Source organism: Mesorhizobium sp. RCAM 06353, from assembly GCF_059683585.1.
Map to the genome: position 1 here is coordinate 3,859,462 of NZ_CM185031.1, position 22,401 is coordinate 3,881,862.

18 protein-coding genes and 1 other RNA gene are annotated in these 22,401 nt (G+C 63.7%); 15 read left to right on the forward strand and 4 right to left on the reverse strand.

The window, feature by feature from the left end:
* The first annotated feature begins 13 nt into the window (after positions 1-13).
* A complete protein-coding gene (locus AC56QX_RS18625; RefSeq protein WP_497109909.1) occupies positions 14-1,393 on the forward strand; it encodes a serine hydrolase domain-containing protein in 1,380 nt (459 codons plus the stop codon).
* On the opposite strand, the gene AC56QX_RS18630 is transcribed toward AC56QX_RS18625, so the two are convergent.
* From AC56QX_RS18630 to AC56QX_RS18640, 3 genes are all read right to left on the reverse strand, one after another.
* Complete coding sequence (locus AC56QX_RS18630; protein ID WP_497109912.1) at positions 1,394-2,059, reverse strand: class I SAM-dependent methyltransferase; 666 nt, start codon at positions 2,057-2,059, stop codon at positions 1,394-1,396.
* Positions 2,056-3,303, reverse strand: coding sequence for a BtaA family protein (locus tag AC56QX_RS18635; protein WP_497109914.1), 1,248 nt, complete (start codon positions 3,301-3,303; stop codon positions 2,056-2,058). The genes AC56QX_RS18630 and AC56QX_RS18635 overlap by 4 nt, the downstream gene beginning before the upstream one ends.
* Positions 3,304-3,385: 82 nt before the next feature.
* The gene (locus AC56QX_RS18640; RefSeq protein ID WP_497117803.1) at positions 3,386-7,138 is read right to left on the reverse strand and encodes a hydantoinase B/oxoprolinase family protein; all 3,753 of its coding nucleotides are present in this window, start codon (positions 7,136-7,138) and stop codon (positions 3,386-3,388) included.
* A gap of 179 nt (positions 7,139-7,317) precedes the next feature.
* On the opposite strand from AC56QX_RS18640, the gene AC56QX_RS18645 reads away from it, so the two are divergent.
* The 5 genes from AC56QX_RS18645 (at position 7,318) to rnpB (ending at position 10,556) form a co-directional block, all read left to right on the forward strand.
* Positions 7,318-7,524 (forward strand): hypothetical protein, encoded by a 207-nt coding sequence (locus AC56QX_RS18645; RefSeq protein WP_027044745.1) that lies wholly within the window; start codon positions 7,318-7,320, stop codon positions 7,522-7,524.
* A gap of 164 nt (positions 7,525-7,688) precedes the next feature.
* Positions 7,689-8,408 (forward strand): TerB family tellurite resistance protein, encoded by a 720-nt coding sequence (locus AC56QX_RS18650; RefSeq protein ID WP_497109916.1) that lies wholly within the window; start codon positions 7,689-7,691, stop codon positions 8,406-8,408.
* Positions 8,405-9,160, forward strand: coding sequence for a peptidoglycan recognition protein family protein (locus tag AC56QX_RS18655; RefSeq protein WP_497109919.1), 756 nt, complete (start codon positions 8,405-8,407; stop codon positions 9,158-9,160). The genes AC56QX_RS18650 and AC56QX_RS18655 overlap by 4 nt, the downstream gene beginning before the upstream one ends.
* Before the next feature lie 211 nt (positions 9,161-9,371).
* Positions 9,372-10,079, forward strand: a complete 708-nt coding sequence (locus AC56QX_RS18660; RefSeq protein WP_497109921.1) for a lytic transglycosylase domain-containing protein — start codon at positions 9,372-9,374, stop codon at positions 10,077-10,079.
* A gap of 77 nt (positions 10,080-10,156) precedes the next feature.
* Positions 10,157-10,556: RNase P RNA component class A (gene rnpB, locus AC56QX_RS18665), an RNA gene on the forward strand.
* A gap of 107 nt (positions 10,557-10,663) precedes the next feature.
* On the opposite strand, the gene AC56QX_RS18670 is transcribed toward rnpB, so the two are convergent.
* Positions 10,664-11,779 carry a cystathionine gamma-lyase gene (locus AC56QX_RS18670; protein ID WP_497109922.1) on the reverse strand — a complete coding sequence of 372 codons (1,116 nt, stop codon included), beginning with the start codon at positions 11,777-11,779 and terminating at the stop codon, positions 10,664-10,666.
* A 406-nt stretch (positions 11,780-12,185) separates the two neighbouring features.
* Between AC56QX_RS18670 and mraZ the strand changes: the two genes are divergently transcribed.
* Genes mraZ through ftsW form a run of 9 tightly spaced genes read left to right on the forward strand, consistent with a single transcriptional unit; the run spans position 12,186 to position 22,401 of the window.
* Entirely contained in the window at positions 12,186-12,644 is a 459-nt protein-coding gene (gene mraZ, locus AC56QX_RS18675) for a division/cell wall cluster transcriptional repressor MraZ (protein WP_421917415.1), read from the forward strand.
* Positions 12,641-13,675, forward strand: a complete 1,035-nt coding sequence (rsmH, locus tag AC56QX_RS18680; RefSeq protein WP_497109923.1) for a 16S rRNA (cytosine(1402)-N(4))-methyltransferase RsmH — start codon at positions 12,641-12,643, stop codon at positions 13,673-13,675. Before mraZ ends, rsmH begins: the two co-directional genes overlap by 4 nt.
* A 4-nt stretch (positions 13,676-13,679) precedes the next feature.
* A complete protein-coding gene (gene ftsL, locus AC56QX_RS18685; protein ID WP_027057937.1) occupies positions 13,680-14,075 on the forward strand; it encodes a cell division protein FtsL in 396 nt (131 codons plus the stop codon).
* Entirely contained in the window at positions 14,072-15,781 is a 1,710-nt protein-coding gene (locus AC56QX_RS18690) for a peptidoglycan D,D-transpeptidase FtsI family protein (RefSeq protein WP_497109924.1), read from the forward strand. Before ftsL ends, AC56QX_RS18690 begins: the two co-directional genes overlap by 4 nt.
* A 54-nt stretch (positions 15,782-15,835) precedes the next feature.
* Entirely contained in the window at positions 15,836-17,290 is a 1,455-nt protein-coding gene (locus AC56QX_RS18695; protein WP_497109926.1) for a UDP-N-acetylmuramoyl-L-alanyl-D-glutamate--2,6-diaminopimelate ligase, read from the forward strand.
* The gene (locus tag AC56QX_RS18700; RefSeq protein ID WP_497109928.1) at positions 17,287-18,738 is read left to right on the forward strand and encodes a UDP-N-acetylmuramoylalanyl-D-glutamyl-2,6-diaminopimelate--D-alanyl-D-alanine ligase; all 1,452 of its coding nucleotides are present in this window, start codon (positions 17,287-17,289) and stop codon (positions 18,736-18,738) included. Before AC56QX_RS18695 ends, AC56QX_RS18700 begins: the two co-directional genes overlap by 4 nt.
* Before the next feature lie 19 nt (positions 18,739-18,757).
* Positions 18,758-19,840, forward strand: coding sequence for a phospho-N-acetylmuramoyl-pentapeptide-transferase (gene mraY, locus AC56QX_RS18705; RefSeq protein WP_027029717.1), 1,083 nt, complete (start codon positions 18,758-18,760; stop codon positions 19,838-19,840).
* Between the two features lie 9 nt (positions 19,841-19,849).
* Entirely contained in the window at positions 19,850-21,250 is a 1,401-nt protein-coding gene (murD, locus tag AC56QX_RS18710) for a UDP-N-acetylmuramoyl-L-alanine--D-glutamate ligase (protein ID WP_497109931.1), read from the forward strand.
* Positions 21,250-22,401: a putative lipid II flippase FtsW gene (gene ftsW / locus AC56QX_RS18715; protein ID WP_027044759.1), complete on the forward strand. Its 1,152-nt coding sequence runs from the start codon at positions 21,250-21,252 to the stop codon at positions 22,399-22,401. The genes murD and ftsW overlap by 1 nt, the downstream gene beginning before the upstream one ends.

Sequence of the window (22,401 nt, forward strand, 5' to 3'; positions counted from 1 at the left end):
CGGGAGGAAGCAGATGCGGATCATCGTCAAGGTCGTCAAATGGCTGCTTGGCCTGATCGTGCTGGCGGTCGCCGCGCTGTTTGCCTGGCTCTACATCGCGCCGCCCGAACTGATCCGCGTCGGTTCCGGTTATTCGGCGAAGATCGTCTGCTCCAACGTCTTCATCGCTGGGCGCGACCCCAATGAGGTGCTTGCCGTCGACGTGCAGGCGCCCGGCCACCCGCTGCTGCGGCTGATGCGGGTCTCGGTCGACAAGAACAGGGGCACCGTCTCGGCCGGTCTGCTTGGCTTCCTCGGCAAGAGCGAGGCGGTTTCCCGCGACGGGTTGGGCTGCGCCTCGGTTCCCGACGGCGATGTCGGCAAGGCGCGACGCACGGCGGTCCATGCCGAGCCCGCGGCAACCAGTCAGGACACGCTGTGGCCCGAAGGCGAGCGGGTCGACGCTTCGCAGGATCCAGTGCTTGCCAAGCTGCTCGACGATGCGGCGCTGACCGGCACCGGCATGCGCGCAATCGTGGTGGTGAAGAACGGCCGCGTCGTCGCCGAACGCTATGGCGACGGCTTTTCCGCCAAGACGCCGCTGCTTGGCTGGTCGATGACCAAGACGGTGAACGCCGCCATCGTCGGCACGCTGGTCAAGGACGGCAAGATGGCCGTCGACAACAAGGGCCTGTTCGCCCCCTGGAAAGCCGACGGCCGCGCCGCCATCAGCCTTGCCGACATGATGGCGATGTCGAGCGGGCTGGAATTCAACGAGGATTATGGCGACGTCGCCGATGTCACGCGCATGCTCTATCTCGAACCCGACATGGCGGGCTTTGCCGAATCGAAGCCGCTGACCGGCGAAGTCGGCAAGGTGTTTTCCTATTCGAGCGGCACGGCGGTGATGCTGTCGCGCCTCTGGCAGGACGCGATCGGCGACAAGGCCAAGGCGCTGACATGGCCGCGAGGCGCGCTGTTCGAGCCGCTCGGCATGCACAGCGCGGTGCTTGAAACCGACGAGCAGGGCACGTTCGTCGGCTCATCCTATCTCTACGCCACCGCGCATGACTGGGCCCGCTTCGGCCAGTTCCTGCTGCAAGGCGGGGTGTGGAACGGTAACCAGGTCCTGCCGGCCGGCTTCGTCGACTGGATGCGCGAGCCGGCGCCGGCCTCGAAAGTCTACGGTAAGGGCCAGCTGTGGATCGAAGCGCCGGGCGATGAGGAAAAGCCGGGTGCCGGCGTCGCGGCCGGCCTGCCCAAGGACACCTACTGGATGGAAGGGCATGACGGGCAGACGGTCACCATCATTCCTTCGGAGCAGTTGGTGATTGTGCGGCTCGGGCTGACCCCGGCCAAGCTCGGCTACCGGCCGCAGACGATGGTGGGCGCGCTGGTGAAGGCGCTGCATTAGCTACTTGCGCGGCCCGATCACAGCCAGCCAGGCATAACCGCGACAAAACGTGCGGAAACGGAAGCTTGCGCCGGTTCGCCGAGATTCCGATTCCAGAACTTCGCGCAGCGTTTCACGCGGCGAGACATGGAATTTTCTGAGCCAGCCGCGCAGCAGAGTGCGGAACCAGTTGGGCAAGCCTTCCTGCTGGCCGAAATCGACGATGTGTAGCGAGCCGCTAGGGGATAGTGCGGCGAGTGCTGCCGACACCGTCTTTTCCCAACCGGGGATCATAGACAGCGAATAGGAGACGAAGACGCGGTCGAACCGTTCGATGCCGTAGAGAACCTTGGCATCGAAATCGGTGGCATCGCCTCGTGCCAGCGTGACGCGGCTGGACAGGCCTTCGCGGTCGATCGCCTTGCCGGCCGTCTCCAGCATTTCGGCCGAAATATCGAGGCCGAAGAAGCGGGCATCGGGATAGCGGCGTGCGGCGAGGATGATGTTGCGGCCGGTGCCGCAGCCGAGTTCCAGAACGGTGCCGCCGGCCGGCACCTCCAGCCCATCGATGAGCCGGTCGCGGCCGAGAAGATAGTATTTGCGGGTCAGGTCGTAGATGTGGCGCTGCCAGCGGTAGACGCCGTCCATCAGTTCGGCATGGCTGGCCGGCAGCTCCGTCGTGCTCATGCCGCGCGCTTCACATAGAGGTGGAAGCCGCCATAGATGGCCGAGCGGTCGCGGGCCGAGAATTCCCGCGACGCCTCGTCCTGATAATCCCACTGGTCGAGAAGCGAGGTCGAGACGCGGCCTGGCAGCAGGCTCGGCTCGGCGGCGGTGCGGAAGATGACGCGTGCGCCGGCCGAAGCGGTGCGGCTGATTTCCGACCACAGTGCATTGAGCTGGTCGTCGGTCATCCAATCCTGGGCATCGAGCAGGATGAAGCGGTCGACGGTGCCGGCATCCTTGCCGGCCAGGAATTCGATCAGATTGGCATGGTGGATGGCGACGCCGTCGATGTTGCCACGGATGGTGTCGTAGTTCTGCTTTTCGAGATAGGCGGGCAGGGCGGCTTCGCCGGGATTTGGATAGCGGCGGGCGAACGCCTGCCAGGCGAAGTAATTGTTTTCCAAGGGAAAATCGCAGGCGAGTTTTTCCAGCCGGGCCTTGAGCACGCTGGCCATGGTGCCGTCGCCGGAGGTGATCAGCGAATCATACTGCGCCGGCGGAATGCCGAGACCGAAGAGCGACGCCTTGCGCGAGGTCGCCCACTTCAGTAGCGGTTTGTCGAAGACCGGCGCCAGTTCCTCGTTGAAGAAGCGGCGCTGTTCGCCGATATTCCTGGCTTCCATCATGCGGGCTGGGTTGACGCCGAAGAATTTCGCCGTGCGGTGGCCCATGGCGATGAACAGGCCGAGCAGGCCGGTCTGGTAGAAATTGCGGTCGAAAACACCGATGCGCCGGCGGCCGCGCCAGTTGCGGTGCTCCCAATAATGGCGGCTGACCGGATCGAGATGCGGCGCGATGAAACGGTCGTAGGCCTCCGAATTGTGGCTGGTGTCGGCGGCACCGAAGAAGCGGAACAGGTCGCCCTGCGAGGGCAGGCGGCGTACCGCCTCCAGCTTCATGCGGTTCAGCGCGATGTGCGCGGCGTTGAGGTCGACGGCGTCGACCCTTGCCGGCGAGCGGGTGAGGTAGGCCAGGATGTTGCAGCCGCCCGACGCGATTGTGACGATGCGATGGCCCTGGCCAAGCTGCATCGCTTCCATGTCGACATCGGGGTCTTCCCAGATCTGCGGATAGACGAGGCCGGAAAACAAGAAGGCGAACAGCCGCTCGGAAATGCCGGCTTTCGAAAGCGCGCGGTTCTGGTAGACGGCTTTTCCAACTTCCTTGCCGCGGCGAAAAACCAGATCTGCGGAAACGTCCGTCATGACAAAGTGATTCCCATTTGCTTTGTCGCAAGCGGGTAGCGCAGGGTCATGACAGGCCGGTGACAGCCTGTTGACGCGTTCTTTACAGCTTGCCAAATCCGCCCGGCGTCGGCGTCGTCAGGATCACCGCCTCACCGGCGTCGAGCACGGTCTGGTCGCAGGCCTTCAGCATGTCGATCGAACCATCCTTGCGACGGACCTTGGTCGAGCCGACCTCGCCGTCGCCGCCACCGTCCAGCCCCTGCGGCGGGCGGTTGCGGTGCGAGGACAGGATCGCGCACTCCATCTTTTCGAGGAAGCGGATGGTGCGCTTGGTGCCGTCGCCGGCGCCCCATTTGCCCTTGCCGCCGGAGCCTTCGCGGATGTGAAAATCCTCCAACACCACGGGAAAGCGCAGTTCCAGCACTTCCGGATCGGTGAGGCGTGAATTGGTCATATGGGTGTGGACGCCCGAGGTACCGGCAAAGCCGCGGCCGGAGTTCATCTGGCCGGCCGGCGAGCCGGAGCAGATGGTTTCGTAATATTGGTACTGCTTGTTGCCGAAGGTCAGGTTGTTCATCGTTCCCTGCGCATTGGCCATCGCGCCCATGGCGCCGAACAGCGCATTGGTGACGTGCTGCGAGGTCTCGACATTGCCGGCAACGACGGCGGCAGGGTAGGCGGGTTTCAGCATGCAGCCGTCGGGAATGATGATGTTGATCGGCCTGAGGCACCCGGCATTCATCGGGATCATGTCCTCGACCATGACGCGGAAGGCATAGAGGACAGCGGCACGAGCAACGGGCTCCGGCGCATTGAAGTTGTTCTTCATCACCGGTGACGTGCCGGTGAAGTCGACCGTCGCCTCGCGCTTTTGCCGGTCGACCGTGATCTTCACCTTGATCACCTGGCCGGTGTCGGTGGGATATTCATAGGTCGATGTGTCCGGCAGCCGCTCGAGCACGCGGCGCACGCTTTCGGCCGCATTGTCCTGGACATGGCCCATATAGGCCTCGACGACTTCGAGGCCGAAATGCGCGACCATTTTGCGCAGTTCGGCGACGCCCTTTTCGTTGGCGGCGATCTGCGCCTTGAGGTCGGCGACGTTCTGATGCGGGTTGCGGGCCGGATAGCGGTGGTCGGTGAGCAGCGTATGCAGCTCTTTTTCACGGAATTTGCCGTGGTCGACGATGCGGAAATTGTCGAACAGCACGCCTTCCTCGTCAACCGTGGTGGCAAGCGGCGTCATCGAGCCGGGGGCGGTGCCGCCAATATCGGCGTGATGGCCGCGCGAGGCCGCCCAGAACAGGATGTTCTTCTGGGCATCGTCGAAGACCGGCGTCACCACGGTGATATCAGGCAGATGCGTGCCGCCATTATAGGGCGCGTTCAAGGCAAAGACGTCGCCGGGGTGGATGTCGCCGGAGTTCAGCCGGATGATGGTTTCGACCGAGCGGTCCATGGAGCCGAGGTGCACCGGCATGTGCGGCGCGTTGGCGACCAGCGCCCCGGTGTGGTCGAAGACGGCGCAGGAAAAATCCAGCCTTTCCTTGATGTTGACGGAGTAGGCAGTGTTCTGCAGCGTCACGCCCATCTGTTCGGCAATCGACATGAACAGGTTGTTGAAGACTTCCAGCATCACCGGATCGGCTGATGTGCCAAGGGCAGCGGCGCGCGCCTTCCTTGCCGTGCGGCGGATCACGACGTGGTTGAGATTGGTGATTTCTGCCTGCCAGCCCGGCTCGACGACGATGGTCTGGTTGGGCTCGATGATGAGGGCGGGGCCGGCGACCAGATTGGATGGGCGCAGGTTTTCGCGACGATGGATGCCGGCTTCATGCCACCGGCCTTCGGTGTAGATGCGCCGCGTTCCGGAAGCGCCTGCCTCAACCCTCGCAGGGCCGGCGGGCGCATGGGCTTCGGCGCTGCTTTCACCGATTTCCGTGCCCTCGACACCGACCGTCTCGACGATCATCGGCTTGTCGTCATAGACAAAGCCGAATTGCGCCTTGTGGGCGATTTCGAAATCGCGCTTCGCCTGGAAAATCGAGTCGCTTTCAAAATTCACCGGCAGTGTCGTGTCGGTGCCGTCATAGCGGATGTGCAGCACCGGCCTGGTGGCAACCGCGTCCTCGGCGATGCCTTGCGCCGCCAACTCGGCAATGACGGCTTTTCTCAAGATGGTGATGAGGGCGTCGATCTCGGTTCTGGATTCTTCGGCAAGCGGCTTGAGCAGCGCCTGCTGACGCGAGGCAAAGACCGAGGCCAGGCCGATGCCATAGGCCGAAAGCAGGCCGGAGAAGGGATGGATCAGCACCGCCTCCATGCCGAGCGCATCGGCGACCAGGCAGGCGTGCTGGCCCCCGGCGCCGCCAAAGCAGTTGAGCAGATATTCGGTGACGTCATAGCCGCGCTGCACGGAAATCTTCTTGATGGCGTTGGCCATGTTCTCGACGGCGATGGTGACAAAGCCCTCGGCGACCGCCTCCGGCGTCCGGCCATCGCCGATTTCAGCGGCCAGCGCGCTGAATTTCTTGCGCACGGTGCCGACATCGAGCGGTTCGTTCTGGCCGGGGCCAAAAATGGCCGGGAAGAAATCCGGCTGCAGCTTGCCGAGCATGACATTGGCGTCGGTGACGGCGAGCGGCCCGCCGCGCCGGTAGGCGGCGGGGCCGGGATTGGCGCCGGCGGAGTCCGGTCCGGCGCGAAAACGACCTGCCTCGTAATGCAGGACCGAACCGCCGCCGGCGGCAACGGTGTGGATGCGCATCATCGGCGCGCGGACGCGCACGCCTGCGACTTCGGTGTCGAAGGCGCGCTCATACTCGCCATCAAAGTGGGCGACGTCGGTGGAGGTGCCGCCCATATCGAAACCGATGACCTTGTCGAAGCCGGCGAGCTTCGCCGTCTCGACCATGCCGACGACACCACCGGCCGGCCCCGACAGCAGCGCGTCCTTGCCCTGGAACATGTCGGCGGCGGTGAGGCCGCCAGAGGACATCATGAACATGAGGCGAGGGCTTTCCCTCCCCCTCGAGGGGAGGGTGGCGGCAAAGCCGCCGGGTGGGGTCGGAACGACCGGGCTCGGCGTTTTAGCGGTGCCTCCTGAGAGGACCCCCTCTGGCCGCTTCGCGACCATCTCCCCCTCGAGGGGGGAGAGGACGCCGAGCTCCTGTCCAACCCTTTGCACATAGCGCGACAGGATGGGCGAGAGATAGCTATCGACCACGGTGGTATCGCCGCGGCCGACCAGCTTGATCAGCGGCGAGACCTCATGGCTGACCGAGACCTGGGCGAAACCGATCTTGCGGCAGACCTTGGCCACCGCCTTCTCGTGATCGGGGTATTTCCAGGCATGCATGAAGACGATGGCGACGGCGTCGATGCCATCGGCCTTGGCCTGCTCGATCGCCGGTCGGCAAGCGGCGATGTCGAGCAGCCGTTCGACACAGCCGTCCGCGAGCACGCGCTCGTTGATCTCGATGACGCGCTCATAGAGCTGCTCGGGAAGGATGATCTCCTTGGCGAAAATGTCGGGCCGCGCCTGGTAGGCGATCCTGAGCGCATCGCGAAAGCCCTTGGTGATGAGCAGGAGCACGCGGTCGCCCTTGCGCTCCAGCAGCGCATTGGTGGCGACCGTGGTGCCCATCTTGATGTCGCCGATCAGGCTCGATGGGATCGTGGCGCCCGGTTCAAGGCCGAGCAGGTCGCGGATGCCTTGAATGGCGGCATCGGCATAGGCTTCGGGATTCTCCGAAAGCAGTTTGCGCGGATGCAATTCCCCTTGCGGGTCACGGCCGATGACATCGGTGAAGGTGCCGCCGCGATCGATCCAGAAATCCCATTTCGCGGCCATGGCGGTAGTCTCCGGCATTTTCGTTTCAGCTCTCGTTGTTAATGCGCCAGCGCGCCGGCAGCAACGCATCCCGTTGATGTTACATGCGGAAACGCAACGTTACGAAACTCATAGCCGCGTCGCGCATTTCCTCTGTAACCGTTCACTGCAACGTGAGCGTGTGTTGAAGGAGAGATATTATGAAAAAGCTCATTCTAGCTTCCGTGTCCGCCCTTGCCCTGCTGGGCGTCGCAGCCTGCAGCGACAGCGGCACCGACAAGACCACCACGCAGAGCACCAATCCGCCGGCCGCTGAGCAGCCCATGAAGCCTGCGGCCCCGGCTGACAATTCGACCAAGCCTGCCGAGCCGGCTCCGGCAACGCCTGCTCCTGCGCCCGCGCAGTAGTTTGTAAAGCAGTAAGAGTGTCTTGGGAGGAAGGGCCGGCGTCTCGCCGGCCTTTTCTTTGCAAAGGCGACGAGTGGGACCGATAAGGCGCCTCTCGTTCACGGGCCCGACAGCGGCCGTTATTGGCTTGATAGCGGGGACCGGTTGGCTCTATGAAGCGGGCCATGTCGATTTGGGATCGCCTCGGCGAGTTTATCACACGGGTATCATCTTCAGCAACGTCGGGTGTTGCCGACGTCGTCGAGGCCGTGCGCACGGTATTCTCCGGCGATGCCGACCTGCGCCGCCGCGTCGCCTTCTCGGTGGCGATGATCGCGCTTTCGGCCAAGATGGCCAAGGCCGACGGCATCGTCACCCAGGACGAGGTGCGTGCCTTCCAGGAAATATTCGAAGTGCCGCCGAAGGAGACGCGCAACGTGGCGCGCCTTTTCGATCTCGCCCAGCGCGACGTGGCCGGGTTCGAGACCTATGCCGAGCGCATGGCGCAGATGTGCGGTTCCGGGCATTCGAATTGTGTGATGCTGGAAGACATACTCGACGGCCTGTTCCACATCGCCAAGGCCGACGGGGTGGTACATGAGGGCGAAGGCATCTTCCTGCACCGTATCGCCGAGATTTTCCGCATCGACGAGGTGCATTACGAAGCCATCCTGGCCCGGCACGTCAACCTTGGCGCCGGCGACCCCTATGTCGTGCTAGGCATCGAGCGTGGCAAGCCGTTCGACGAGGTCAAGAAGCGGTATCGCAAGCTGGTGTCGGACAATCATCCCGATCGGTTGATCGCGCGCGGCCTGCCGCAGGAATTCATCAAGATCGCGACGACCAGGGTCGCGGCGATCAACGCCGCCTATGAGATGATCGAGCGGGGCCTGCGGCACGCATGAGCGGCTTCCTGCCCGACGAGCCGAGCGCCGAGGTCAGGGTATCACCGAATTTCGGGCCAAGGCGCGACACGCTGAAGCCCGACATGATCGTGCTGCACTATACCGGCATGACCACAGGCGCCGGGGCGGAAGCTTGGCTGTGCGACCCGGCGAGCGAAGTTTCGTCGCATTATCTCGTCCATGAGAATGGCCACATCGTGCAGATGGTGAGGGAAAGCGACCGCGCCTGGCACGCCGGCAAGAGTTCCTGGTTCGGGCGCACCGACATCAATTCCTGTTCGGTCGGCATCGAAATCGTCAATCCGGGCCATTCGCTGGGCTATCCCGGGTTCCCCAGGCGCCAGATCGATGCGGTGGTCGGCCTGTGCAAGGGGATTGCCGGGCGGCATGCGATCCCTGCGAGGCGCGTGCTGGCGCATTCCGACGTGGCGCCGGGGCGCAAGATCGATCCGGGCGAGAAGTTCCCGTGGGCGTCGCTGTTCGAGGCCGGCGTCGGCCATCTCGTGCCGGCCGCTCCCATGAGGCGTGGCGCCGCGCTGAAGCCCGGTGACAGCGGTGCCGATGTCGAAGCTTTGCAGTCGATGCTGGCGCTCTACGGCTATGGTGTCGAGATATCGGGGATTTTCGATCATCAGACACGGATTGTCGTTGAGGCCTTCCAACGCCATTTCCGGCCCCGCCTGGTCGACGGGCTGGCCGACGGCTCGACGATGCGCACGCTGCAAAAATTGCTTGCTTCCATGGGCCGTTGACCCGGGGTCAGCGCGCTGCCCAAGTAATCTTTTTCCTCCGCAGGTTACAAACTGTCACTCAAAGTGACTTGCCCCGCCTTCATTGGCGCCAATTCGGGCTTCAAAGGGCAATTCGTACAGTTTGTCGGACGTCTAGCCCCCCGGGTGTTCCGATATTAATCAAGCAGCGCCGCGCGAAAATCTTCGCGCGGTCCAAACAGAACAGGATCACATGCAGAAATTGACCGTTGTAACGGCAGCTCTTGCTGCCGGCGTAATGACTTTTGCCTTCAACGCGGCCAACGCCGCGCCGTCAAGCCCACGGGCCGATCAGGAGCTCGTCGTGGCGACCGCCAAGGGCAAGGCCATTTCGGCCAAAAGCAGCAGGAGCACGAAGGCAACGGCGAAGCAGGCTTCCGCAAAGGTGGATAAGGCCAGCTGGACCAAGGCGAAGAGATCCGCCGCCAAGAGGCAGACAAAGCGCGGTCGCAAAACCATCGACATGACGACAACGGCATCGATCGGCCTCAGGAATGTCGCGGCGTCGACGGCAGCAGTGGCCAGCAGCGGCCAGTATTCCGCGATCGTCGCCCGCTATGCGGCGAGCTATGGCGTTCCAGTGTCGCTGGCCCAGGCCGTCATCACGATCGAGAGCAACTATCGGCCGAACATGGTCGGCAGCGCCGGCGAGATCGGCCTGATGCAGATCAAGCCGGCGACGGCGCGGATGATGGGCTACAATGGTTCGGCCAAGGGGCTGTTCGATCCTGACACCAACATCAAATACGGCATGAAGTATCTCGCCTTGGCGCAGAACCTTGGTGGTGGCACGACCTGTGGCACGATCCTGAAATACAATGCTGGCCATGCCGCGACGCGGATGAACCCGATCTCGGCCGCCTATTGCAGCAAGGTCAAGGTGCAGATGGCGGCGCTTTGATTGCAAGTTGCGAGAGCCGGCGGACAAGCCGGCTTTTTCATTTGCGTTTTCCTGGCTGAACCCCTTTATACGCCTTGCCAGCTGGCTGGGCGGCCGCACTCGCAAACGCCGAAAGGCCGCGAGTGAGGAAAGTCCGGGCTCCATGGAGACACGGTGCCGGTTAATGGCCGGCGGGGGCGACCCCAGGGAAAGTGCCACAGAAAGCAAACCGCCACGACTTTGTCGGGGTAAGGGTGAAAGGGTGGGGTAAGAGCCCACCGCGCGACTGGCAACAGGAGCGGCACGGTAAACCCCACCGGGAGCAAAACCGAATAGGGGCGGTGCGAGGGGAAACCCTCGAGGGCTGTTTCCGGCTCACCGTCCGGGTAGGTTGCGTGAGGCGTATGGCAACATGCGCCCAAGATGAATGGCCGCCACGTTCTCGTCCCGCAAGGGGCGAGGGCCATACAGAACCCGGCTTACAGGCCAGCTGGCAGTTTCTCCCCGAAGAAAAATCCTTTTAGATCAGCAGGTTGCGCCCTCGGGCGCGCCTGTCGATTCAAGTCTTTTCGGCTGTTTGCCAATAAGGCATCACGTCCAGCGCTTCAGCCTTTGATCCTGTCCAGCGACGTCTCGATCGCTCTCCAAAGCTCTTCCATCGGCTCGCAGCCGACCGACAGACGCACAAAGCCTGGCGGTACCGCATCGCCTCGCTTCGAACGCCGCTCGGCCGAAGTGTGGACGCCGCCGAAGGAGGTTGCGGCCTCGATCAGTTGGCAATTGTTGATGAAATCCTCGGCCTTGTCCTCCGAGGCGAGTTCGAAGGAGATGAGGAAGCCGAAGCGCTCCATCTGGACGCGGGCAAGATTGTGCGACGGGTCGCCATTGAGGCCCGGAAAACGCAGGCCACTGACCGCGCGATGTTCCTTCAGCCGTTGCGCGATGGTTTCGGCCGATGAGCACATGCGGTCGAAGCGCACCTCTAGTGTTTCGAGGCCGCGATGCACCAGCCAGGCTTCGAACGGTCCAGGAATGCCGCCGGCCATTGCGCGCCAATCTGTCACCTTGGTGATGATGTCGGCGTTGCGGCTGGCGACATGGCCGAACAGCACGTCCGAATGGCCGTTGACCGCCTTGGTGTCGGCGGAGACGACGATATCGGCGCCGAAGTCGAGCGGACGCTGGCCGAATGGCGTCATCGTCGTGTTGTCGACGACAAGGATCCCGCTTTGTTCGTGGACAGCCTTGGCGATGGCCGAGATATCGCAGATGTCCAGCCGCGGATTGGACGGGGTTTCCACGAAGACCAGCGAATAGCCTTCGAAGCCGCCGTCGAGGAAAGTCGGCGTCGGCCTGGTGTCGCAGATGATGCCTAGCGGCTTCAGGAAGCGTTCGGCCATCGCGCGCGTGGCGTGATAGCCGTCCGCGGGCAGGAGCACGCGATCGCCCGATTTCAGCAGCGCGAAAAACACCGCGGAAATCGCAGCCATTCCGGAAGGAAAACTCACGCATTGCGCATCTTCCAGATGGCCGAGCACATGTTCCACGGCGCGCCAGGTCGGGTTGTCGTAGCGGCCATATTGATCGACCCCGGTCTCGACGCCCGGCGTGTGAAAGATCGACGCCATGGTCAGCGGCAAGGGGATCGGGTCGCCAGTGGCGAAATCGCGGCTGCGCAAATGGGATAATTCGGCGGCGCGTGACTTTGCCGTCTCGGACATGAGCTCGATCCTTGTTGCTGGGCGGAAGACGTCGCTCGACGCTATGCGCGCGGGTGAACGGCGGCAAGCCAGGTCTTTTGGGCCAGAGGGCTCTAAACGCTTCGTTAGGCTTAATGATCCATAAAGACGAGACGTGCCGTAACGGCTGCTCGGATTGGTCGCGATGCGCGTGTTTGTGAAGCCTATTCCCGTTGACGCCCATAGTGCCCCATGATATCCCATTTCGACATCAAAGCCTTCGTTCCGTGTCAGGGTAAAGCGTACGCCAATCGGGCAGCCGCGGCGGCTGCGCGTTTGCCGTTTTTTGCCCGTGTGGACGAGCTGGCTGTGGGGCAGGGAACGCGCTGCGGCGGCGCGTACGAGACGATGAAGAGGGGTGCGGCGGCGCAAGCGGCTGTAGCGTTTAATGGACCGGTTTCTGTCGAACACGGTGAGCAGGATCGATGCGAAGGGGCGGGTGTCCGTTCCGGCGCATTTCCGCGCCGTCGTGCAGAAGCGCGGCTATTCGGAACTCTACGCGCTGCGGTGCCTGGACCTGCCGGCGATGGATGTCGGCGGGCTCGATCTGCTCGATCGCTACGAACAGCGCATCGCCCAGGAAGATCCCTTCCTGCAGACGGCGGACGACATGTCGTTCTTCTGTCATGGCGATGGAACGTTCCTGAAACTCGACCAGGACGGCCGCATCACGATGACCGATTTCATTCGCGAACATACCGGTATTTCGGCGGAAGCAGCCTTTGTCGGGCGCGGCAATTTCTTTCAGATCTGGGAGCCGGGACGGCTTGCGGCCTATGGGGCGCAGGCGCGGGCCAGGCTGTTGCAGCTTCGGCAGGGGACGAAGCCTGGGGAGCGACCGGAATGATGGTGGGCCACGGCGATGACCTTCCTCACGCTGTAGGTGGGCACGCCGTTGGCGGATCGGTCCGCCACATTCCGGTCCTCCTTGGCGAAGTGCTCGAGGCACTGGCGCCGGCCGAGGGCGACATCATCATCGACGGCACGTTCGGCGCCGGCGGCTACACCAGGGCCATCCTGGCGACCGGGGCTTCCGTTGTGGCCATCGACCGCGATCCCGACGCCATCGCGGCCGGGCGCGATCTGGAAGTGCAATCGTGTGGCAGGCTGAAGCTGGTGCAGGCGCCGTTCTCGACGCTGGATGAGCATGTCGAAAGCGCCGATGGCGTCGTGCTCGACATTGGCGTCTCCTCCATGCAGCTTGACCAGGCCGAACGCGGGTTCTCGTTTCGCAATGATGGGCCGCTCGACATGCGCATGGCGCAGGCGGGCCTGAGCGCCGCCGATGTCGTCAACAGTTTCAAGCCTGGCGACCTTGCCCGCATCTTCGGCTTCCTCGGCGAGGAGCGTCACGCCGGGCGCATCGCCCGCATGATCGAGGCGCGCCGCGAAAATCGGCCGTTCGAGCGCACGCTGGAGCTCGCCGACGCCATCGAGACGCATGTCGGCCGCGCACCGAAGGACAAGATCCATCCGGCCACCCGCGTCTTCCAGGCGCTGCGCATCTTCGTCAATGACGAGCTCGGCGAACTGGCCAAGGCGCTGTTTGCGGCCGAACGCGCACTGAAGCCTGGCGGACGGCTCGCCGTGGTGACGTTCCATTCGCTGGAAGACCGCATCGTCAAGCGCTTCATCGCCGATCGGGCCGACGTTGCCACGGGATCACGTCACCTGCCCGAGGCGCATGCGCGCACCGCAACCTTCCGCAAGGCCGGTGGCGGCGTGACGGCTGATGATGCCGAGGTCGCGGCCAATCCGCGCGCCCGCTCTGCCAGGCTGCGCGCCGCAATCCGCACCGAAGCGCCGGCGCGCGCCGGCGATTTTTCGATTTTCGGCCTTCCAAAGCTTCCCGGCATCAACCTGCCGGGGGAGAGGTAAGCACGTGTTCCGTACCAGCGACATTGTCCTGATCGCCGTCATGGTTTCGGCGGCGGCCCTGACCTACAAGACCAAGCGCGAGGCCGAGGATCAGCTGGCAGCGGTGCAGAAGATCCATACCCAGATACGCTATGAGGAGGAGACGATCGACCTGCTCAAGGCCGACTGGAGCCTACTCACCCAGCCGTCGCGGCTGCAGAAGCTCGCCGAACTCTACAAGTCGCAGCTCGCACTCGAGCCGGTCAGTGCGCGCCAGATCGTCGGCTTGAGCGACCTGCCGGCCAAGGCCCTCGACATCCAGGACATCCTGAAAGGGCGCCAGGACAGCATGGCCGACAATTCCGACAAGGCGCCGTCTGGCGACAAGGATCCCGTCGTGACCGGAGACATCGCCCAATGATCGGCAAACTGCTGAAGCGTCGTGCCAGGACGGCTGAGGACGGATCGATCGTCGTCGAAGGCGCCCGCAAAGCAACCGGCGGCAAGGGCAAGGCGCGCATCGTCATGACGATGGCCGTGTTCTTCGGCATCTTCTCGACCATTTCAGGGCGGCTGGTCTATCTCGGCTTCCAGACGCCTGACCTGTCGGGCGGCCCGCAGAGCCGGATCACCGCCTCGCGGCCCGACATTGTCGACCGCAATGGCGAAGTGCTGGCGACCGACATCAAGACAGCGTCGCTGTTCGCCGAGCCGCGCCGCATCGTCGATGCCGACGAGGCGATCGAGAAGCTGTCGACCGTGCTGCCCGAGATCGATTACGAGCAGACCTACCACAAGCTCAAGAGCGGTGCCGGCTTCGTCTGGCTGCAGCGGCAGCTGACGCCCAAGCAGCAGGCCGACATCATGCAGCTCGGCATTCCCGGTTTCGGCTTCCGCACGGAGAAGCGCCGTTTCTATCCGAGCGGCGAAACCTCGTCCTACATTGTCGGCCTCACCAACATCGACAATCAGGGCATCTCCGGCATGGAGAAATATATCGATGAGCAGGGCCTGAGCGACCTGCAGGCGTCGGGACTGGCGGTGGCCAAGGATCTCAAGCCGGTGAAGCTGTCGATCGATCTGCGCATCCAGCATGTGGTACGCGACGAGATCGCCGCCGGCCTGGAGCGCTACCGCGCGCTGGGCGCCGGCGCTGTCGTGCTCAACGTCAAGACCGGCGAAGTGGTGGCCATGGCCTCGGTGCCGGATTTTGATCCGAACAATCCTTACAATGCACAGGAAAAGGACCGGCTGAACCGGATGTCGGCGGGCCTCTATGAGATGGGCTCGACCTTCAAGAGCTTCACCTCGGCCATGGCGCTCGATTCCGGCAAGGCGACGATGAATAGTCGTTTCGACGCTTCGCATCCAATCCGGGTCGGCCATCAGGCGATTCACGATTTCCACGGCAAGAACCGTGTGCTGTCGCTGCCGGAAGTGTTCCTTTATTCGTCCAACATCGGGTCGGCCAGGGAGGCCGAACTGGTCGGCATCGAGGGGCATCGGGAATTCCTGCATCGCCTTGGCATTCTGGAAAGAATGCAGACCGAACTGCCTGAGGTCGCCCGCCCGACCGAACCGAAGGTCTGGAAACAGGTCAATTCATTCACCATCGCCTTCGGCCACGGCGTGTCGACGACGCCGCTGCAGGCGGCTGTCGGCTGCGCCGCGCTGATGAATGGCGGCTTCCTGATGAACCCGACCTTCCTGGTGCGGACCCAAGAAGAAGCGATGGCCACCGCCAAGAAGGTTGTGAGCGAAAAGACTGTCGAGGGCATGCGCTACCTCTATTCGCTCAACGCCGAGAAGGGCTCGGCCAGAAACGCCAGAGTCCCCGGCTACCGCGTTGGCGGCAAGACCGGAACGGCTGAGAAGGTCATCAATGGCCGCTACTCGAAGGAATTGAATTTCAATACCTTCGTCGCCGCCTTCCCGATGGACGATCCGCAATATCTGGTGTTTACGATTGCCGACGCTCCGCACCCGGAAAAGCCGGGGATGACCGACGTCGCCGCCAACAATGCGGGGGTCATGGCCGGCAATATCATCAGGCGTTCAGCGGCCATGCTTGGCGTGAAGCCAGATTTCAGCCATGAAAATGGTGCAACGCTGGTTTCCTATCAGTGATTCTTGGGGCGCGCCGGCAACTGCGCGCTATTTTATTGCGGTGAACGGAACTCGATGAAGCTAAGAGATCTAACCGGTGTCCTGCCAGTCGAAGGAACAGCTTCCGCCGATCTGGAGGTTACCGGGATTTCGTCCGATTCCCGCCAGGTAAAACCGGGCGTCGTCTTTTTTGCGCTCGCCGGCACCAAGGCGGACGGTGCGGCCTACGCTGCCGACGCGGCCAGGCGTGGCGCGCTGGCGATCGTGACAAGCAAGGGCAGTTCCGTCGCCGGACTGCCGGTTCCGGTGTTGGCGGTCGACGATCCGCGCCTGGCATTGGCGCTGAGCGCTTCCCGCTATTTCGGCAAACAGCCTGAGACCATGGTCGCGGTGACCGGCACCAGCGGCAAGACCTCGGTCGCCGCTTTCACCAGGCAGATCTGGGAGCAGGCGGGCTATGCCGCGGCTTCCATCGGCACCACCGGCGTGGTGGCGCCCGGCCGCAACGAGTATGGCTCGCTGACCACACCTGATCCGGTCGCCCTGCACCAATTGCTGCGGGAATTGGCCGATGCCGGCGTCACCCATGCTTCGATGGAGGCTTCCAGCCACGGGCTCGACCAGCGCCGCCTCGATGGTGTGAAGCTCGCCGCCGGCGGCTTCACCAATCTCGGCCGCGACCATATGGATTACCATCCGACGGTCGAGGATTATCACCGCGCCAAACTGCGCCTGTTCGATACGCTGCTGCCGAAAGGCGCGCCGGCTGTCATCTTCGCCGACGATCCGTGGTCGGCGCCGACGATCCAGGCGGCGAAGGCCGCCGGGCTCGAGGTGCTGACGGTTGGCCGCCATGGCGATTTCCTGACGCTGAAGCGGGTCGAGCACGAGCGCCATCGCCAGCGCGCCGAAGTCGAGGCCGAGGGCGTGCTTTACGAAATCGACCTGCCGCTGGCCGGAGATTTCCAGATTTCGAACGCGCTGGTCTCGGCGGGCCTTGCCATTGCCACGGGAACACCCGTCGCCAAGGCCTTGGCCGCATTGGAAAAATTGAAGGGCGCGCCGGGCCGGCTCGATCTCGTCGGCACCACCGCCAGCGGTGCGCCGGTCTATGTCGACTACGCCCACAAGCCTGATGCGCTGGAGAACGTGCTGGCCTCGGTGAGGCCGTTCACCACCGGCCGCGTGATGGTCGTGTTCGGCTGTGGCGGCGACCGCGACCGGGGAAAGAGGCCGATCATGGGCGAGATCGCGACCCGGCTTGCCGATGTCGTCATCGTCACCGACGACAATCCGCGCTCCGAAGTGCCCGAAACCATCCGCGCCGCCATTATGGCCGCCGCACCTGGCGCCATCGAGATCGGCGACCGGCGCAAGGCGATCCATGAGGCGGTCGGTATGCTTCATGCCGGCGACACGCTGATCGTGGCCGGCAAGGGCCACGAGGAAGGTCAGACGATCGGCTCCGAGACTCTGCATTTTTCCGACCACGAGGAAGTCCGCGCCGCGCTGCGGGAGCGTGCCGCATGAGCCTTCTGTGGACCTCCGAGGCGCTGGTTGCCGCCATGGATGGGCGGCCGCTTGGTCCCATGCCCGACGGCATATCGGGCATTTCGATCGACAGCCGCAGCCTGCAGCCAGGTGACGCGTTCTTCGCCATCAAGGGCGAGGCGATGGACGGTCATGACTTCGCCACCGCGGCCATCAAGGCCGGGGCTGGCGTGCTGGTGGTGGCGGAAGGCAGGCTGCCGTCGCTCGGCCGGCTGACGGCGCCGATCATCGTCGTCGAGGACGTGCTGGCCGCATTGGAAAAGCTCGGTGTCGCCTCGCGGGCTCGCTCCCGGGCCAAAATCATCGCGGTCACCGGTTCGGCCGGCAAGACCACCACCAAGGAGGCGTTGCGGCATGTGCTGTCGGCCGTCGGCAAGGTGCACGCCTCGGCGCAGTCTTTCAACAACCACTGGGGCGTGCCGCTGACACTGGCGCGCATGCCGGATGATTGCGACTATGCCGTGTTCGAGATCGGCATGAACCATCCCGACGAGATCCGGCCGCTGGTGAAGATGGTGCGGCCGCATGTCGCCATCGTCACCATGATCGCGGCGGCGCATCTCGGCTTCTTCCGCAATCTGGACGAGATCGCCAAGGCCAAGGCCGAGATTTTCGAAGGGCTGGAGCCCGAAGGCGCTGCCGTCCTCAACCGCGACGACGCGCGTTTCAAGCTTCTCGACAAGATGGCGCATGCCGCCGGTGTCGAGCATGTCTACGGTTTCGGTGAGAATGCGCGCTCGACCTTCAAACTGGTCAAATGCGAGCTTCACGCGGACCATTCCGACATTGCCGCCAGGATCGGCGGCCATGACATGATCGCCCGCATCGGTGCGCCCGGCCGGCACATGGTGCAGAACGTGCTGGCGGTGCTGGGTGCGGCGCAGCTGGTCGGCGCCGATCTCGACAAGGTGGCATTGGCGCTGGCCGATCTCTCGGCAGAGCGCGGCCGGGGAAAACGCCATGTGCTGCGGCATCCCGGTACTTCGAGCCACCCCAGCGGTCCGATCACGCTAATCGACGAAAGCTACAACGCCAATCCAGCCTCGATGGGTGCCGCCATGGCGCTGCTCAACGCGACGCCGGTGACGGGCGAGGGCCGCCGCATCGCCGTGCTTGGCGACATGCTCGAACTCGGCGATCACTCGGCCAAGCTGCATACCGCCCTTGCCGATCTCATCGTCGGCACCGGCACGCAGACGGTCTTTCTCGGTGGTCCGGAAATGCGGGCGCTGGCGGAAGCGCTGCCGGACGATATCAAGACGGAATACCGCGCCGGCGTCGAGGAACTGAAGCCGGTGCTGCTTGCCGCGCTGAAGCCGGGCGACGTGGTGATGATCAAATCGTCGAAGGGCATCGGTTTTGCAAAGCTGGTCGATGCGCTGCTGGGCAAGTTCCCGGCTCAATCAACAGCCAACAGTCAGACCTAACGTCGGGGGACGAAAGCGCATGTTCACACTGCTGGTCGATTTCGCGGACAAGATCTCTGTCTTCAATGTCTTCCGCTACATCACGTTCCGCACCGGCGGGGCGCTGATCACCTCGGCGCTGATCGTCTTCATTTTCGGGCCGACCATCATCAATTCGCTTCGGCTGCGGCAAGGCAAAGGCCAGCCGATCCGCGCCGACGGACCGCAGACGCATTTCAAGAAGGCCGGCACGCCGACCATGGGCGGACTGATGATCCTGTCGGGCATCATCGGCTCATCTCTTCTATGGGCGAACCTGTCGAGCATCTATGTCTGGGTGGTGCTGCTGGTGACGCTGGGTTTCGGCTCGATCGGCTTCTATGACGACTATCTGAAGGTGACCAAGCAGTCGCATCTCGGCTTCTCCGGCAAGGCGCGGTTGGCGCTTGAATTCGTCATCGCCGGCATCGCCGCCTGGGCGATCATGCACAACGGCCAGGCGCCGTTCTCGTCGTCGCTGACGTTCCCCTTCGCCAAGGAATTCATCATCAATCTCGGCTGGTTCTTTATTCCGTTCTCCTGCTTCGTCATCGTCGGCGCCGGCAATGCCGTCAACCTGACGGACGGCCTCGACGGGCTGGCAATCGTGCCGATCATGATCGCGGCGGCCTCCTTCGGCGTCATCGCCTACCTCTCCGGCAACGCGGTGTTTGCCGAATATCTGCAGATCCATTTCGTTCCCGGCACCGGCGAACTGGCTGTCGTGCTGGGCTCGGTCATCGGCGCGGGCCTCGGCTTCCTCTGGTTCAATGCACCGCCGGCGGCCATCTTCATGGGCGACACCGGTTCGCTGGCCATGGGCGGCCTGATCGGCACGGTCGCGGTCGCCACCAAGCACGAGATCGTGCTGGTCATCGTCGGCGGATTGTTCGTGGTCGAAATCCTCTCGGTCATCATCCAGGTCGGCTACTTCAAGATGACCGGCAAGCGCGTGTTCCTGATGGCACCGATCCACCATCATTTCGAAAAGCTCGGCTGGACCGAAAGCCAGGTGGTGATCCGTTTCTGGATCATCGCTGTCATCCTGGCGCTGGTCGGCCTGTCCACCCTGAAGCTCAGATAGGAAACCTCCTTGATCCCCGCCGCATCCTTCGCAGGCAAGTACGTTTCGCTCTTCGGGCTCGGTGGCTCGGGGATCGCGACCGCGCGGGCGTTGATCGAGGGTGGGGCGGACGTGTTGGCCTGGGACGATAATCCCGACAGCGTCGCCAAGGCTGCCGCCACCGGCATCGCCACAGCCGATCTGCGCGGCGCCGACTGGGCGAAATTCTCGGCCTTCGTGCTGTCGCCTGGTGTGCCGCTGACGCATCCCAAGCCGCACTGGACGGTGGAACTGGCGAAGGGCGCAGGCGTCGAGGTGATCGGCGATATCGAGCTGTTCTGCCGCGAACGGATTTTGCAGGCGCCGACGGCGCCTTTCATCGCCATCACTGGCACCAACGGCAAGTCGACGACGACCGCGCTGACGGCGCATATCCTTAAGGCTTCTGGCCGCGACACCCAGATGGGCGGCAATATCGGCCGTGCGGTGATGACGCTCGATCCGCCGAAGCCCGACCGGCACTATGTCGTCGAATGCTCGTCCTATCAGATCGACCTAGCGCCCTCAATCAACCCGACGGCCGGCATCCTGCTCAATCTGACGCCGGATCATCTCGACCGCCACGGCACCATGCAGCACTACGCTTCGATCAAGGAGCGGCTGGTGGCGGGCAGCGAGACGGCGATCATCGGCATCGACGATTCCTGGTGTGCGCAGATCGCCGAGCGGCTGGAGCGGGCAGGGCGGCAGGTTATCCGCATTTCCAAGCGCCTACCGCTGACCGACGGCTATTTCGCCGACGGCACCAACCTGATGGAGGCCGTGCATGGCCGCTACAGCAAGGTCGCCTTCCTTGAAGGCATCGGCTCGCTGCGCGGCCAGCACAATGCGCAGAACGCGCTTGCCGCGGTCGCCGCTTGCCTGAAAGTCGGGCTCGACCTCGGCGAAATCCAGTCCGGGCTCGAAAGCTTCCCGGGTCTCGCCCACCGCATGGAACAGGTCGGCCGCAAGGACCATGTGCTGTTCGTCAACGATTCCAAGGCGACCAATGCCGATGCGGCAGCGCCCGCTTTGTCGAGCTTTCCGCGTATCTACTGGATCGCCGGCGGCCTGCCCAAGGAAGGCGGCATCGAGCCGTTGCGCGGCTTCTTCCCGCGCATCGCCAAGGCCTATCTGATCGGCGAGGCGGCGCCTGCCTTTTCGGCGACGCTGGGCGAGGCGGTGCCTTACGAGATATCGGGCACGCTGGCCGCTGCGGTCGAGCATGCCGCGCATGATGCGGCCAAGGACGACAGCGGCGAGGTGGTGGTGCTGTTGTCCCCGGCCTGCGCCAGTTTCGACCAGTTCAAGAATTTCGAAGTTCGCGGCGAAGCCTTCAGGCAAGCTGCGAGCGCTATAGATGGCGTCAAACCCATCGGAGGGGCACGATAATGCAGAGCCGTCTCGATAAAAGTCCTGTCGCAACCTGGTGGTGGACGATCGATCGCTGGTTCCTGGCGGCGTTCCTGTCGCTGATGGGCCTCGGCATCGTGCTGTCCTTCGCCGCCAGCCCGGCGGTGGCCGAACGCATCGGCCTCGACAGTTTCCACTTCGCGACAAGGCAGATCATCTTCACCGTACCGGCGCTCGGCGTGATGCTGGCCGTGTCCTTTCTCGATTCCAGGCAGATCCGGCGGATGTCGCTGATCATGCTGTGCCTGATGCTGGTGCTGATGGTGGCGGTGCTCTACATCGGCGTCGAGGTAAAGGGCGCGCGGCGCTGGGTCTCGCTCGCCGGCCTGTCGATCCAGCCGTCCGAGTTTCTGAAGCCTGCCTTCGTCATCATGTGCGCCTGGCTGTTCGCCGAGCACAAGCGCCAGCCCGACATTCCAGGCAATCTGTTCGCCATGCTGCTGCTGGTGCTGGTCGTGTCGCTGCTGGTGGCGCAGCCGGACCTCGGCCAGACCATGCTGACGACCGGCACCTGGGGCATCATGTTCTTCATGGCCGGGCTGCCCTGGCTGTGGATCATCGTGCTGGGTGCCGCCGGCGTCGGCGGCGTCTTTGCCGCCTATACGGTGTTTCCGCACGTGGCCTTGCGCATCGACAAATTCCTCACCGGCGAAGGCGACACGTTCCAGGTCGACATGGGACGCGACGCGCTGATCAATGGCGGCTGGTTCGGCGTCGGACCGGGCGAAGGGACCGTCAAGCGGGTCATCCCCGACAGCCATGCCGACTTCGTCTTCTCGGTCGCGGGCGAGGAGTTCGGGCTGATCATGTGCTTCTTCATCATGTCGATCTTCGCCTTCATCGTGCTGCGCGGCCTCAACACGGCGCTCAAGGAACATGACGACTTCACCCGCTATGCGGTCGGCGGCCTCGTCACCGTGTTCGGCCTGCAGGCGGTCATCAACATGTGCGTCAACCTGCAACTGGTGCCGGCCAAGGGCATGACGCTGCCCTTCATCTCCTATGGCGGCTCCTCGCAGATCGCCATCGCCATTTCGATGGGCATGGTGCTGGCGCTGACACGCAAGCGCCCGGAAAAGCGCAAGCAGATGGGCTTTACCCTGCCGCAGCGCGCCATGCCGGCGGAGTGA

Bases quoted from the DNA above. Each gene is read 5' to 3' on its own strand.
- AC56QX_RS18700 (WP_497109928.1), top strand. From the start codon at position 17,287: ATGAGCCTTCTGTGGACCTCCGAGGCGCTGGTTGCCGCCATGGATGGG.
- AC56QX_RS18695 (WP_497109926.1), top strand. From the start codon at position 15,836: ATGAAGCTAAGAGATCTAACCGGTGTCCTGCCAGTCGAAGGAACAGCT.
- mraY (WP_027029717.1), top strand. From the start codon at position 18,758: ATGTTCACACTGCTGGTCGATTTCGCGGACAAGATCTCTGTCTTCAAT.
- ftsW (WP_027044759.1), top strand. From the start codon at position 21,250: ATGCAGAGCCGTCTCGATAAAAGTCCTGTCGCAACCTGGTGGTGGACG.
- AC56QX_RS18625 (WP_497109909.1), top strand. From the start codon at position 14: ATGCGGATCATCGTCAAGGTCGTCAAATGGCTGCTTGGCCTGATCGTG.
- AC56QX_RS18645 (WP_027044745.1), top strand. From the start codon at position 7,318: ATGAAAAAGCTCATTCTAGCTTCCGTGTCCGCCCTTGCCCTGCTGGGC.
- AC56QX_RS18660 (WP_497109921.1), top strand. From the start codon at position 9,372: ATGCAGAAATTGACCGTTGTAACGGCAGCTCTTGCTGCCGGCGTAATG.
- AC56QX_RS18690 (WP_497109924.1), top strand. From the start codon at position 14,072: ATGATCGGCAAACTGCTGAAGCGTCGTGCCAGGACGGCTGAGGACGGA.
- AC56QX_RS18635 (WP_497109914.1), bottom strand. From the start codon at position 3,303: ATGACGGACGTTTCCGCAGATCTGGTTTTTCGCCGCGGCAAGGAAGTT.
- AC56QX_RS18650 (WP_497109916.1), top strand. From the start codon at position 7,689: ATGTCGATTTGGGATCGCCTCGGCGAGTTTATCACACGGGTATCATCT.
- AC56QX_RS18670 (WP_497109922.1), bottom strand. From the start codon at position 11,779: ATGTCCGAGACGGCAAAGTCACGCGCCGCCGAATTATCCCATTTGCGC.
- mraZ (WP_421917415.1), top strand. From the start codon at position 12,186: ATGGACCGGTTTCTGTCGAACACGGTGAGCAGGATCGATGCGAAGGGG.
- AC56QX_RS18655 (WP_497109919.1), top strand. From the start codon at position 8,405: ATGAGCGGCTTCCTGCCCGACGAGCCGAGCGCCGAGGTCAGGGTATCA.
- AC56QX_RS18640 (WP_497117803.1), bottom strand. From the start codon at position 7,138: ATGGCCGCGAAATGGGATTTCTGGATCGATCGCGGCGGCACCTTCACC.
- AC56QX_RS18630 (WP_497109912.1), bottom strand. From the start codon at position 2,059: ATGAGCACGACGGAGCTGCCGGCCAGCCATGCCGAACTGATGGACGGC.
- rsmH (WP_497109923.1), top strand. From the start codon at position 12,641: ATGATGGTGGGCCACGGCGATGACCTTCCTCACGCTGTAGGTGGGCAC.